We start from the raw sequence: 12,614 nt of genomic DNA, 5'->3' as shown, positions 1-12,614 counted from the left end.
TTTTTTTTACAACTTACTGCTCGACAGTTAATTGTAAATGCAGTTTTTCTCGGCTAACATGCGGGAAATACCAAGTTACTGCCGGACCATTACCCGGGAAGAACACGATCGCCTCCCTTGTTCCCACAAATCAAAGACGTCCCCGAACGTCTTTGATTCGAAGGTAATTCGAGGATGATTCGAAATTGTTCCCTGTCTTCTCCCGAATTTCTGCGCGTATTATCCTGAAAAAAGTTTACAGTAAACCGAAGTAAACTCATGCCAGAATTACCCAAGTATTAACCGGAAATGAAAATCGCATCAACAAATTCATGCTGATGCGACATATTCTAAAAACAATATAATCTTTACTAGAGATGTTTCAATGCCAGCTTGATTAAACTTTCCACAGAATCCACCTTTTCGGATGCTAAAATCTTGTCCAGTGTTTTCACAACCTGAGCACGAGCAAATCCCAACATGATCAAAGCTGCTTGCGCCTCTTCTCGCACCGCATTCGAAGCAAAACCCACCCCTTCGACAGATACACCTTCCTTACCGACCTTGTCTTTCAACTCGATAATCACTCGCTGAGCAGTCTTCGCACCAATCCCCTTCACACTTTTTATTGCATTAACATTTTCGGTCAGAATTGCCCCCGTAATCTCTTCCACCGTCATTGAACTCAACATCACGTTCGCAGTATTAGCCCCTATTCCGGAAACCGAAATCAACGAACGAAACAGACTTCTCTCCTCTTTGGAAAAGAACCCATACAATAAATGAGCATCCTCTCGGACAATTTGATGAATATAAAGTAGCACTCGCGCCTGAGAAGCTATCTTAGAATAAGTATTCACTGAAATATTAATATAATAGCCCACTCCTCCACAATCAACAACGGCATTTGCCGGAGTTGCCTCCACTAATTCACCTTTAATATACTCGTACATACAATTGAAAATTGAAAATTGAAAATTGAAAATGACTTTTACATATCCAACTTTCAATCTAGTTTACACTTTCTACTAGCGAAAACCAATAAGTTTACGAACTTCCTTAATGGTCGTCTGGGCACTGGCCTGAGCTTTTTCCGCTCCCAGGGCTGCTACTTTATCTAAATAATCAACATTAGACGCGTAATCCAAAATACGTTCCCGAATCGGGGCACAGAAATTAATCACATCCTCGGCCAATTGCTTCTTCAAATCTCCGTAACGAATCTCGCAATTATTATACTTCTCGTTAAAATAATCATACGTGTCTTTGGAAGAAACAACATCCAGCAGAGTAAACAAATTCTGAATAACCTCCGGTTTGTCACTATTGGGTACTGTTGGACCACTATCAGTCACGGCTTTCATCACCTTTTTGCGAATGGTCGCCGCATCATCGAACAGATATATTGCATTTCCTTCCGACTTTCCCATCTTCCCGGAACCATCCAATCCCGGTATTTTGATCCCCTCTCCCGTGTAAGAAAAAGATTGCGGTTCGGGAAATAACTCATACCCGTATATCGTGTTAAAACGCCGGGCGAATTTCCGGGCCATTTCCATGTTCTGTTCCTGATCTTTTCCCACCGGAACTTTATGGGCCTTATGTATGATAATATCCGCCGCCATTAACGTCGGGTAAGTCAACAATCCGGCATTCACGTTATCAGGTTGTTTCCGGGCTTTTTCCTTAAACGTGGTTGTTCTCTCTAACTCGCCGAGATAAGCATTCATGTTTAAGAATAAATATAATTCGAGGATTTCCTTGATATCACTTTGCACATAAATAGTCGCCTTTTCCGGATCCAAACCACAAGCGAGATATTCTGCCAGAATTTTCCGCACATTTTCCACCACATTACCCGGACGAGGATGCGTTGTCAACGAATGCCAATCGGCTATAAAAAAGAAACATTTATACTCGTCTTGCATTTTAAGAAAATTCTTTACCGCTCCAAAATAATTCCCCAGGTGCAGATTACCCGTGGGCCGAATTCCACTTACTACTGTCTCCATTGTCTGAAATTTACTAATTTAAAACATACAAAGATACGGTTTTATTCGTTTTGTACAACAATCAAGCAACACGAGGTAACAAAACGGTTATCATTATTACGTATCATCCCATCTACAGTTCATGTTGCAAAATACATTTCATAAAAACAGCATGTAAAAGTAGATACATTTTCACCTCACTAGATAGATTCAAGTTATTGTGTATCAATCAAATATATACAATATAAACATAACCAATCTTTTTAAAACGTTTCCATTAAAGTAAGATATTGATAACCAACAACAAAAAAATATTACAAAAATAGACGTTGTTATATTATTTTTCCTACTTTTGAGACGCAAAGTCTAATTAATAATTTTAATTTAACATGGAAGGTTACGAAAAGAATGAAGGTATGGAAATGAATGATCGGGATGAGATCTATTCAAAACCGGTGAGAGCAGGGAAAAGGACTTATTTTTTCGATGTAAAAGCTACCCGTAATAACGATTACTATCTAACGATTACTGAAAGTAAAAAGAAACTCGAAAAAGACGGTTCTCAAAGTTACGAAAAGCATAAGATCTTTTTATATAAAGAAGACTTTGATAAATTTGCAGAAGGGCTCGACGACGCTGTTGCTTACATCAAAGCAGCTCTTAACGGGGAGACACTAGCAGTTCATGAAGAAGTTGAGATAAACAAATTTGATGACATTGATTTTGATGATCTATCCAAATAATAAAAAAGCTCTTCGTTTGAAGAGCTTTTTTATTAACGCATATATCCATAAGGAATTTTCGATAAACCTTCTGCCAGCTGATTGATCCCTTTCTCCAACTTTCCCTTCAACAACATCTTCATCATCATGTTCAAATCAGCTTCTACCGTAATTCTCAATCGGGTATCATAAGGACCATTATCCAGCAATTGAATCCATACTTCAAAATTAAAAGGTACACTTCCGTCCCCTTCCAACTTTATCAATTTAGGTTCCTCTCTCTCCACGATCCTTACCCCCATCTCGCCAAGTCCCTTTACCAAAAACGTACACGTGTCCTCCGTGGTAACAACATTTTCAATTTTATCAGAAATCTCGGACATTTGCTGTCCGGCTCCCATCTGGCGAGCCGTCTCGATCAACCTCCCGATCTTAGAAAAATCCGAAAGAAACGAGTACACGTCTGCAATAGGGCTATCGATTTTCTGTATATCGCTAATAACTCGTGTTGACATATTCACTTATTTAATACAGAAAACCCCTACTACTTATAAGACTCTGGACTAACGCGCCATTCTTTCAATTTAGCAACCTCATTCTCTTGCACGTACCCGGTTTTCTGAGCCAAATCAATCATCGCATTATAATCACTCAAGGTATCCAACACGCAATGAGCATTCGTGAAATTATCAATCGCTTTCTGGAACCCGTAAGTGAAAATAGCGACCATACCCAGCACGTCGCATCCACTATTTCGCAAAGCCTCCACGGCCTGTAAACTGGACCCCCCGGTAGAAATCAAATCTTCAACCACCACCACTTTCTGACCGGCTTTATATTCACCCTCGATCAAATTCTCCAATCCATGATTCTTTGCGGCAGAACGCACGTACACGAATGGCAAACCTAACTCCTGAGCAACCAAAGCACCCTGCGCGATAGCCCCGGTAGCAACACCGGCAATCAATTCCACCTGCGGGTATTTGGTCTTGATCAATTTCACGAATTGATCCCGGATATAAGTACGTACCTCCGGGTAAGACAACGTTTTCCGGTTGTCGCAATAGATCGGGGATTTCCACCCGGAAGCCCACGTGAAGGGATGATTAGGCTCTAATTTAATCGCTTTGATTTGTAGCAAATGTGACGCTACTTGTTCTGCAACAGTATTCATATCTGTGTTCTTATTTTAATAGTTATTCATTACTTTCAGCGCGCAAAGGTACAAAGTATTTTTTAAAAGCCATTCTGATAGTTCGTTGAATCTCGGCATATTCCTCATTCAATTTTCCGGACTCGAACAACCCTATAATTCCTTGCAATCCGGGAACGATAGAATCGACAAAATGAGTTTTCCCCTCGTGCAATCCTCGCAAGCCGAAAGCTCCCATGGCTTGTAACAACCGAATCAATACAAAATGATAATACTTTTCCCGGAACGTTTCAGCCTCTTCCCTCCGATAAACCGCCAGTTCCTTGATATAAAAACTCAAAAGCTCTTCTTTCTGCTCTTCCGGAAGCTCCACGATAGCATCATACAACAGCGAAGCCACGTCATAGTGTAACGCCCCCTGGCGTCCTCCTTGATAATCGATGAAATAAACTTCATCATCAACCACCATGATATTTCTCGATTGAAAATCCCGGAACATGAAACTATCCGTTCTCGCAGTCATCAACGTCATCACCAATTGATCAAAATCATTTTCCAACCGCTCCTCGTCCACCTCCACGGCCGCTAATTTCAAAAAACAATACTTGAAATAATTCAAATCCCACCGGATACACCGCTCATCAAACACGGGACGAGGCAAGCAATTCGTGTAATCTAACCCCTCTCCCCCAATCAATTGAAATCTCAATAATTCAGACAAAGCCTTTCGATACAAAAGCATCGTATGGTCACACAAAAACGCACCCTCACGCTCCCGCTTCACGACATCCAGCAACATGTCACGCCCCAAATCATCCTGCAAATAACTACATCCATCATCAGAAACATGATATACCTCCGGCACATGCAACCCGCATTGTTTAAAATGTCGCGTGAAATCCACGAACAACTGGTTTTCCCGTAAGTTTTCATGATACACGGCCACGTAAGTTCTGTCTCCCGTGTACACCCGATAATACCTCCGAGCAGACCCGGAAACAGGTAATGGCTCCACGTTCAAGAGTGTTTTCCCCGAATAGCTCCTAAACAATTCCTCTATTTGCTTTTCCATGCGCCAAAGATAGACAATTTTCGTTCTACAAAAAAAGAATCCGTTGTAAATCAACGGATTCTTCTATATTGTGGTGCCCAAGACAAGACTCGAACTTGCACAGCCGAACGGCCACTACCACCTCAAAGTAGCGTGTATACCAATTTCACCACTTGGGCATTTTTTAACGGTGCAAATATACGGCATTTTCTCGTTATCACAAAACAAATAGACCGTATTTTTTATATAGAAAATTCATTTCCCACGATCTATGAGACTTACACTACAAACTTCACGTTACAAACTCCCCTCCCGTTTTCTCCAGAAACTAACCGCAAAACAATGCGTTTTATCCAGCTCTTCATTCCTCACCCGGTGATACACTTTCACCCGCTCTCCCTCTTCTTCCACGTGACATCCCGCGCATACCGTACTATCCGGCAAAACCTCATGCTCGTAAACGATCTCCAACTCCGCGATCTCATGATCTTTCAAAAATTCATACGGCAATGAATTCGTCACCCAACGCACGTACGTTGCCTGAGTGACATGCTTGTTGAAATCTATATTATCATAGGTAGCCGTAAACAGACGGGTGCTCTCGAATACCTCCGGCATCTTCTTCGTATCCAGCTCGAAAGCCATTTCCCGGGGTTCATCCACACAAAATGCCGCGGTTTCCGTCACGCAAGCCGGCAAGCGTACCGGACGACGACGATTCAAATCAATCACCATCCACTCGGAAGTCGCCCGAAGCAACACATCCCCCGTCCCGGATAACATCCTAAAATCCCGGATAGCGAACAGACGGTCAATCCCCGAAGGCCAGGTTTCCAGAATCACGTTCTCACCTTGTCCCGGCATCCGGTTAAACAAAATATGCAACTTATGCAACATCCAAGTCAACCCTTGTGCGTTCAACCTGGGTACATCCACCTTTAACGCATAAGTCTGCACGTTTGCCACGTCATTAAATAAATCACAAAGTGATTTCACGATCAATCGTCCCTGTAAATCCGTGTAATGTCCCCGAATGTTTATCTCTTCCGTATATTTTACCATCCCTTTCTAATTTTAGATTTCAAATTTTAAATTTTAGATTCCAACCGCACTGGGTTTATTTCGTGATTTGGCAGCACTAGCTGCCGTAAACAAAGCGCCCCGCAGGGGTCCATGACCTTATAGACTTTATAAACTTTATGGACTTTATAAACTTTTTTTCATTCAAATAACGTTTACCTCCGCTTCCAACCAAACCCCGAATTGGAGAAACACGGATTTTTTTATCTCGTTAGCCAAATGTGCAATTTCTATGCCAGTCGCCCCTCCCGTATTCACCAGTACCAATGCCTGTTTCTCGTGAACCCCGGCGTGTCCGATGACTTTCCCCTTCCATCCGGCAAATTCGATCAACCACCCGGCGGCCAATTTCACGTGATCTTCATCCACGGGGTACACGGGTAAAGAAGGATACTTCTCGATCAAAGAATCGGCAAAAGCACGCTCCACAAGCGGATTTTTGAAAAAACTCCCGGCATTTGGCAGCACCTTCACATCCGGTAGTTTGGCTTCACGGATACGAATTATAGCCTGCCGTATCGTTTTTAACGAAATATCTCCCAAACGGATTACCTCGTCGTGCACGCTTCCATAATGCAACCGAAACACCGGTCTCTTGGATAAACGGAAAGTCACGTACGTCACCACAAAGCGATTCTTCCATTCGTGCTTAAATATAGAATCCCGGTAACTAAAACGACAAGTGACAACATCTATCGTCACCTTTTCCCCTTTCACGATATCCACGGCCTCCACGCTCACGATGCTCTCTCCGACCTCCATCCCATAGGCCCCGATATTCTGAACCGGTGTTGCCCCCACGTGTCCGGGCACCAGCGAAAGATTCTCCACCCCACCATACCCGTGCTCCACGGCCCACGCCACGAAATCATCCCACACGACACCACTCCCCACGCGAACATACACGTCATCCCCATCCTCACCCACAACCTCGCATCCTTGCATCGTCGGGTAAAAAACCACCCCGTCAAAATCCTCCGTAAACAAGAAATTACTTCCTCCTCCCAGAATCAAAACCTCTTCCGGGTTCAACTCGTAAGACCGCACGAACTCCAACAATTCCTCCTCCCGCTCACATTCAACAAAATACTTACACGCAACCTCTATATCAAACGTATTAAATTTCTTCAAACTAAAACTCTCACGAACCTCCATATCCATTTACTATTACAAATCTATTCCACTAACCATTTCTCTATATTACGTGTTTCCTTGCTAAAATTAACACCGATCTTGAACAACTTCCGGGAATCAGCCTCAAAGGGTCGAGCGTAATGCTTCTCGTTAATTTGTCGAAGGGCTTCTTCCGCGGTCCCGTCCAGCTTGAATTCCATCACGTAAATAAACTTATCCGTTTGCAAAACTAAATCCACCCATCCCTCCGAGGTATGATTCTCTACCTGCACGTAAAAACCGACAAGCTTAAATACAATAAAAAGCACATTCTGATAATGAACTTCCAAATCCCGAGCCAATTCGTAAGGCGTATCAGCAAAAAAACTACCGAGACGTTGGAAAAAAGCATCAGGTTGCCCAGTCTCTATTTCATTTACAAACTTCCGTATTTCAAATGGAGCCTCCACTTTGTTCATCCGAGTATAAAAAGGCAATAAAAACTTGATAAATCCTTCCTCTACCTCTCGATTGGGAAAACCTAACCGATAAATACCAAAGCGGCGATCGTAATCCTTTATCGTGAGATAACCACTTTGATAAATCACCGGAATCGGACTTTCATCCCCGTAAATACTGTTAAGCACATCCGCATCGGTCTCTTCGTTGGCCATACGTTCCAAATCATAATGATTGCGTTTCAGTAATTCCACAAGATAAGTCGGAGTTCCGGTTTCGAACCAGTAATTACCGAACTCCAGTTTACTAAAAGTATTAAGCAAACTGAAAGGATTATATATTCCGGGAACATTATGCGTGAAATGGTAACCGTCATAACACTCTTTTAACTCAATGCACGTCTCTTCATTCGTCATCCCCCGTGCCGCGGCTAACCGATGAATATCTTCCTCGAAATTACCATACAACTCCTCTTCCGTGATCCCGCAAAGAGCTATATAACGACGATCCATCGACAGGTCCATCAAATTATTCAGATCACTGAACACGCTGATTTCACCGAATTTAGTCACGCCCGTCAAAAAACCTAGCTTGATACAACCATCCATCGTCTTCAACACCCCATAAAAAGGCTTCAACGTGTTCCGGTAATACTTTTGCAGTTCCTCGTCTCCGATAGCCTGCAACATGGGCTTATCGTACTCATCCACCAGGATCGCCACCCGGTGCCCCGTCTGTTCGCAGGCCCGTTGTATGATACCGGCAAACCGCAACGAGAAAGAACGTTCAGACGGGTTCGCCCCGTAAAGACTTTCCCAACCGGCCAACGTTTTCTCCAAAATATTATCCAGACTTTCCCGGGTATCATACTTCTCGATATTCAAATCCAGATGCAATATAGGCCGTTTCACCCACTCTTTTTCCAAAGTCTCCATTGCCAATCCCTTGAAAAGTTCTTTCTTTCCCTCGAAATAAGCCTGTAAAGTGGAGATCAACAGACTCTTTCCGAAACGCCGCGGACGACTGAGAAAATAATAACTTCCCGACTTCACCAACTGATAAATCAACGCAGTCTTGTCCACGTACACGTACCCGTCCTTGCGGATTTTCTCGAAATTCTGTATACCGATAGGATAAATCCTGTTATTCATATCACTTCACTTTTCAAGGTTTACATGGCAAAGATACAGAAATTAATCCTCACTTTTTACTATCTTTGTGCTCCTAATCCAAAATGTTTATGATTTCACTGCCACCAGCATTTACCGAACGAATGACCCGACTCTTGGGGAATGAATCGAAAGCCTTTTTCGAAGCGTTGAACAACCCATCCCCGTCAACCATTCGCCTTAATCCCTTGAAAATGGGCCTCCAACTCCCGTTCCCGGAACTGATAGACAAGCAGATACCCTGGTGCAGTGATGCTTATTACTTAAAAGAACGCCCGGTCTACACGCTCGACCCGCTCTTGCACGGGGGAGCCTATTACGTCCAGGAAGCCTCCTCCATGTTCTTACAGACCGTACTTCAACAAATCGCCGGGAGCCAACCGATCCGGGCCTTAGACTTATGCGCGGCCCCGGGCGGGAAATCCACGTTACTGGCAACCTGCCTGCCAGAAAATTCATTATTAATTTCTAACGAGGTCATCAAATCAAGAGCCACCATTCTCAAAGAAAACATCATCAAGTGGGGATGTGACCACGTTATTGTCACCAGCAGTGATCCCGGTCGATTCACCAAGCTGAAAGGAGCGTTCGATCTCGTACTCGTGGATGCCCCCTGTTCCGGCGAAGGCATGTTTCGAAAAGACGAGAAAGCCATTTCCGAATGGAGCGAAAACAACTTGCGACTATGCGAGGAACGCCAGAAACGAATCATTTCCGATATTTGGGATACACTAACCCCCGGAGGACATCTCGTGTACAGCACCTGCACCTATAACCCCGGAGAAAACGAGGGGATTCTCAACTGGATTCTTGATACTTTCGACGCATCACCCGTTGAAATCCGGCATAACTACCCCACCATCGTACCCACCCGCCCCCCTCTCCACGGGTATCATTTCTACCCGCACCAAACGGACGGCGAAGGCTTGTTCATGTGTGTTATCCAAAAGAATGACGGCACTCCTTTTTCCCTGAAAAAAGATAAACGTACCTCTCAATCCCCGACAGTCAAACTCCCGGCAGACATTCTCCCGTTGTTACCGGATTTAACCCGGTATACCCCTTATCTAGCAGGAGAAACACTCGGAATCATCCCGAAACAACACGCCGACTTCATACAATATTTAAGCACGCAAGTAGGTGTCCTTTACAAAGGTTGCGAGATCGGGGAAAACATTAAAGGCAAAACTAAACCCGCTCACGCACTGGCACTCTACCACAGATTGCGACATCAACATACCACCCGTCAGGAAGTAGACCTCCCCACCGCGCTCCAATTCTTGCGAAAAGAAGATTTCCGCTTTGACGCCCCCCAGGGAGAATGGATACTCATCACCTACAAAGGCGTCGGACTCGGTTGGGTTAAAGAAGTCGGTAACCGACTAAATAACTATTATCCCAAAGAATGGCGAATTAAAAACTTGTAACCCTCTGACCTGCAACTGGTCAAACGTTATTACTCCTCCACGGAACAATAACGCTTGATCACGCTATAAGAATCTGTCAATCCAAGCTCCCCGGCCTTACTCAAATCCACGTTAGCCGCACTCCTGTTTCCCTGGTATATATGAAGTAGCCCCCGGTTATAATAAGCCTCGGCAATATCCTTATCCAAGGACAACACTTTCGTGTACATATCAATCGCTTCTTGAATCTTACCGCTCTTCGCGTACACGTTAGCAATATTAAACATGGCAAACACGAAATCCGGGTCTATTTCTAGGCACTTGTTATTTCCCTCCAGCACCAGAGAATAATCCACCGTCCGTTTTATCTTCTCCTCCTCACCCACGACACGGGAAGTCTTTTCCTCAATGGATTCGATGTAATCGTACATCCGCGAACGTGCACTTGCCAGATTCATCAATGCGAACAAATGTTTCGGGTCCCGTTCCAACACGGCCTTGAAATCCTCGATTGCCTTCGTGTAATCTCCCCGGTTCAAGTACAACGCCCCGCGTAACAACAACGCATCCGTGTTACTCCGATCCTTCCGGATATCTGTCGATAGCGTCTCTATATAATTATTCTCGAACTCTCTCGGGTAATTAAATCTCTTGTTCGACACCGTCAAAGCCGGATTATAATTATGATCCTGGTTAAACTTCATGATTCGCTTGTCGAAATACTGCACCTTCCCTTTTCGCAAAGTATCCAGTGCCAGATATTGCACGATAAACATATCCTGTAACTCGATAATCACGTTCTTATCCTGCAAACGCCCGTTAATCACGTCTTTCATGCGATCATTCCGGGAATTGATATCAATCAGGCGACGGAAATTCTCCGTCGTGTCCACGAGTGCATTCTTATCTCCATCCTTCATCTTCTTGTAACGCTCCATAATCTCGTCAGCCTTGTACTGATCCTTCTGGGCTGATGCATAATCATTCATATCGGCACTCACCGAGGCTCTCGCCAAGTAAGCCTTCACGAAATCCGGGTAAATCGAAATACTCTGCGAGAAATCATTATAAGCACCCTCCAGATCCTTGATCTCCATCTTCAACAATCCCCGGTTGAAATAAATCAATATATTATCCGGGTTCATTTCCAACACCTGGTCAAAATCATGAATAGCGTTATTATAATCTCCGATCTCCGATCTCAGCAAAGCCCGGTTATAATAAGCATAAGCATACGTACTATCCACCTTCAACACCTCCGTGTAATCGGCCATCGCTTCCGGATACTTTTTCAACTCGTACCAGGCAATGGCACGGCTCATCAAAATCCGTTTATTATTCGGGTTTATTTTCAAAGCCTTGTTATAATCCTCGATCGCTTCACGGTACTCTTTCTCCTGGAATCTCAGATACCCCCTCAACCCGTAAGCATCATCCGAGAACATATTCAACCGGATAGCCATATTACAATCCTCGATCGCCCCGTCCAGATCATCGAGTTTCTCCCGCATAATCGCCCGGTTCAAATAAGCCGGCAACAAATTCTTATCTATAATCAACGCTTTAGAATAATCCTTCTCGGCAGCCTTGTAATCCCCCATATCCGCCTCCGTGATCGCCCGGTTGGCAAACGCGTAAGCTTCACCCGGGTTAATCGAGATCGCCATATTGTAATCATTCATGGCATCCTCGTATTGCTTCATGTTGTGATAAGCAATCCCCCGGTACATGTAAGCGTGAAAATAATTCGGGTTCAACTCGATCGCCTCCGTGTAATCCCGTATAGCCCCCTCGAAATCATCCAAGTTCAACTTCGCCAATCCCCGAAAAAAATAGGGCTCCGACAAATAAGGCTTTATCCGTATAATATTATTGAAATTTTCAATCGCGCTCACGTAATCATCAAACATGATCGCACTTTTTCCCGCACGCAACATACTCGCCGTATTCCATTGTGCCGACACTCCCAAGGTCGTCAAACAGAAGAATATAATAACGCCAAATTTCTTCATTCGATAAATATATATTTTCGGGCTAAAGATAGTAAAAAACAATTTAATTCGCTAATTTTGTAGTTATTGAACCACAGATTAAAACGATGCATCATGAGATACTTGAACCCAAAGGCAGACCTGACTTTTAAACACGTATTCGGCGAACATCCCGACTTGGTGATGAGTTTACTCAATGCCCTGCTCCCGCTCGCTCCCGGAGAGGACATCACCGATATCGAGTACCTCCCATCGGAAATGGTACCGGAAAATCCATTACGCAAGAACAGCATCGTGGACGTGCGTTGTAAAGATAAAGTGGGCCGCCAGTTCATCGTCGAGATGCAGATGATCTGGTCCCCCGAGTTCAAACAACGAGTTTTGTTCAATGCCTCGAAAGCTTACGCCCGACAAATAGACTGTGGCGAAAATTATCACTTGCTGCAACCCGTCTACTCGCTCAACATTGTTAACGATATCTTCGAACCCGAACTGGAAGG

General features: G+C 44.0%; 12 protein-coding genes and 1 tRNA gene. 3 read left to right on the top strand and 10 right to left on the bottom strand.

Annotation, left to right across the window (positions count from 1 at the left end):
- Positions 1-350: 350 nt before the first annotated feature.
- Both ruvA and trpS read right to left on the bottom strand, forming a co-directional pair.
- Positions 351-932, bottom strand: coding sequence for a Holliday junction branch migration protein RuvA (gene ruvA, locus DWW52_RS20720; RefSeq protein ID WP_118717850.1), 582 nt, complete (start codon positions 930-932; stop codon positions 351-353).
- Positions 933-1,007: 75 nt separating this feature from the next.
- The gene (gene trpS / locus DWW52_RS20715; RefSeq protein ID WP_118717848.1) at positions 1,008-1,991 is read right to left on the bottom strand and encodes a tryptophan--tRNA ligase; all 984 of its coding nucleotides are present in this window, start codon (positions 1,989-1,991) and stop codon (positions 1,008-1,010) included.
- Positions 1,992-2,359: 368 nt separating this feature from the next.
- Between trpS and DWW52_RS20710 the strand changes: the two genes are divergently transcribed.
- Positions 2,360-2,713, top strand: a complete 354-nt coding sequence (locus DWW52_RS20710; protein WP_118717846.1) for a DUF3276 family protein — start codon at positions 2,360-2,362, stop codon at positions 2,711-2,713.
- 32 nt (positions 2,714-2,745) lie between these two features.
- On the opposite strand, the gene DWW52_RS20705 is transcribed toward DWW52_RS20710, so the two are convergent.
- The 7 genes from DWW52_RS20705 to DWW52_RS20675 all read right to left on the bottom strand — a co-directional run bounded on the left by DWW52_RS20705 (position 2,746) and on the right by DWW52_RS20675 (position 8,699).
- A complete protein-coding gene (locus DWW52_RS20705) occupies positions 2,746-3,207 on the bottom strand; it encodes an SRPBCC family protein (RefSeq protein WP_118717844.1) in 462 nt (153 codons plus the stop codon).
- Positions 3,208-3,236: 29 nt separating this feature from the next.
- Positions 3,237-3,866 carry an orotate phosphoribosyltransferase gene (gene pyrE / locus DWW52_RS20700; RefSeq protein ID WP_118717842.1) on the bottom strand — a complete coding sequence of 210 codons (630 nt, stop codon included), beginning with the start codon at positions 3,864-3,866 and terminating at the stop codon, positions 3,237-3,239.
- 22 nt (positions 3,867-3,888) lie between these two features.
- Positions 3,889-4,917 (bottom strand): aminoglycoside phosphotransferase family protein, encoded by a 1,029-nt coding sequence (locus DWW52_RS20695; RefSeq protein WP_118717840.1) that lies wholly within the window; start codon positions 4,915-4,917, stop codon positions 3,889-3,891.
- 71 nt (positions 4,918-4,988) lie between these two features.
- A tRNA-Leu gene (locus DWW52_RS20690) sits at positions 4,989-5,075 on the bottom strand.
- A 118-nt stretch (positions 5,076-5,193) separates the two neighbouring features.
- The gene (locus DWW52_RS20685) at positions 5,194-5,958 is read right to left on the bottom strand and encodes an acyl-[acyl-carrier-protein] thioesterase (protein WP_118717838.1); all 765 of its coding nucleotides are present in this window, start codon (positions 5,956-5,958) and stop codon (positions 5,194-5,196) included.
- Between the two features lie 162 nt (positions 5,959-6,120).
- Positions 6,121-7,131 carry a UDP-N-acetylmuramate dehydrogenase gene (gene murB, locus DWW52_RS20680; RefSeq protein WP_118717856.1) on the bottom strand — a complete coding sequence of 337 codons (1,011 nt, stop codon included), beginning with the start codon at positions 7,129-7,131 and terminating at the stop codon, positions 6,121-6,123.
- Positions 7,132-7,151: 20 nt separating this feature from the next.
- Positions 7,152-8,699 carry an ATP-binding protein gene (locus DWW52_RS20675; protein WP_118717836.1) on the bottom strand — a complete coding sequence of 516 codons (1,548 nt, stop codon included), beginning with the start codon at positions 8,697-8,699 and terminating at the stop codon, positions 7,152-7,154.
- An 89-nt stretch (positions 8,700-8,788) separates the two neighbouring features.
- Between DWW52_RS20675 and DWW52_RS20670 the strand changes: the two genes are divergently transcribed.
- The gene (locus DWW52_RS20670; RefSeq protein ID WP_233557006.1) at positions 8,789-10,144 is read left to right on the top strand and encodes an RNA methyltransferase; all 1,356 of its coding nucleotides are present in this window, start codon (positions 8,789-8,791) and stop codon (positions 10,142-10,144) included.
- Positions 10,145-10,173: 29 nt separating this feature from the next.
- On the opposite strand, the gene DWW52_RS20665 is transcribed toward DWW52_RS20670, so the two are convergent.
- Positions 10,174-12,135, bottom strand: a complete 1,962-nt coding sequence (locus tag DWW52_RS20665) for a tetratricopeptide repeat protein (RefSeq protein WP_233557005.1) — start codon at positions 12,133-12,135, stop codon at positions 10,174-10,176.
- 93 nt (positions 12,136-12,228) lie between these two features.
- Here DWW52_RS20665 and DWW52_RS20660 point away from each other — a divergent pair.
- On the top strand, positions 12,229-12,614 hold a 386-nt coding region (locus tag DWW52_RS20660; protein ID WP_118717852.1), incomplete at its 3' end, for an Rpn family recombination-promoting nuclease/putative transposase.

Origin of the sequence: Odoribacter sp. AF15-53 (assembly GCF_003479425.1) — a bacterium.
Classification (GTDB): Bacteria; Bacteroidota; Bacteroidia; order Bacteroidales; family Marinifilaceae; genus Butyricimonas.
This window is presented reverse-complemented; position numbering and strand designations above follow the sequence as displayed.

Excerpts from the sequence above, each read along its gene's own strand:
- ruvA (WP_118717850.1), bottom strand. The coding sequence starts at position 932 with ATGTACGAGTATATTAAAGGTGAATTAGTGGAGGCAACTCCGGCAAAT.
- trpS (WP_118717848.1), bottom strand. The coding sequence starts at position 1,991 with ATGGAGACAGTAGTAAGTGGAATTCGGCCCACGGGTAATCTGCACCTG.
- DWW52_RS20710 (WP_118717846.1), top strand. The coding sequence starts at position 2,360 with ATGGAAGGTTACGAAAAGAATGAAGGTATGGAAATGAATGATCGGGAT.
- DWW52_RS20705 (WP_118717844.1), bottom strand. The coding sequence starts at position 3,207 with ATGTCAACACGAGTTATTAGCGATATACAGAAAATCGATAGCCCTATT.
- pyrE (WP_118717842.1), bottom strand. The coding sequence starts at position 3,866 with ATGAATACTGTTGCAGAACAAGTAGCGTCACATTTGCTACAAATCAAA.
- DWW52_RS20695 (WP_118717840.1), bottom strand. The coding sequence starts at position 4,917 with ATGGAAAAGCAAATAGAGGAATTGTTTAGGAGCTATTCGGGGAAAACA.
- DWW52_RS20685 (WP_118717838.1), bottom strand. The coding sequence starts at position 5,958 with ATGGTAAAATATACGGAAGAGATAAACATTCGGGGACATTACACGGAT.
- murB (WP_118717856.1), bottom strand. The coding sequence starts at position 7,131 with ATGGAGGTTCGTGAGAGTTTTAGTTTGAAGAAATTTAATACGTTTGAT.
- DWW52_RS20675 (WP_118717836.1), bottom strand. The coding sequence starts at position 8,699 with ATGAATAACAGGATTTATCCTATCGGTATACAGAATTTCGAGAAAATC.
- DWW52_RS20670 (WP_233557006.1), top strand. The coding sequence starts at position 8,789 with ATGATTTCACTGCCACCAGCATTTACCGAACGAATGACCCGACTCTTG.
- DWW52_RS20665 (WP_233557005.1), bottom strand. The coding sequence starts at position 12,135 with ATGAAGAAATTTGGCGTTATTATATTCTTCTGTTTGACGACCTTGGGA.